Consider the following 529-nt stretch of genomic DNA (forward strand, 5'->3'; position numbering starts at 1 on the left):
GCGGCACACCGTCCTGGGCGGACGCGCTCGCCCCGTACGTCGAGCAGCGGTGGCGGCTCACCGAGTTGACGGTCAGCTACCGCACCCCCGCCGAGATCATGGCGGTGGCCGCCGACGTACTGGCCGAGATCGACCCGGCACTGCGGCCGCCGCGCTCGGTGCGGGAGAGCGGCGTACCCCCGTGGGACCGGGCGGTGCCCGACGGGCGGTTGGCTGCGGAGTTGGTGGCCGAGGTGACCCGGGAGGCCGCCGGGCTGACCGAGGGTCGGCTCGGGGTGCTGGTGCCGGCCGGCCGGGTGGGCGAGTTGGGCGCGGCGGTCACCGCGGCCCTGCCGGAGGCCGCCGTCGGCGAGCATCCGGAGCTGGAGAGCCGGGTGGTGGTGCTGACCGTCGCACAGGCCAAGGGGTTGGAGTTCGACTCGGTGCTGGTGGTCGACCCGGACCGGATGGTGGCCGAGTCACCGCGCGGACGCAGCGACCTGTACGTGGCCCTGACCCGCGCCACCCAACGCCTAGGAGTCCTCCGCCC

General features: G+C 75.4%; 1 protein-coding gene. It reads left to right on the forward strand.

The features are described 5' to 3' along the window. On the forward strand, positions 1 to 529 hold a 529-nt coding region (locus tag KBX53_RS35395; protein WP_210864078.1), incomplete at both ends, for an ATP-binding domain-containing protein.

This window comes from Micromonospora sp. M51, from assembly GCF_018070305.1.
Lineage (GTDB): Bacteria > Actinomycetota > Actinomycetes > Mycobacteriales > Micromonosporaceae > Micromonospora > Micromonospora parva.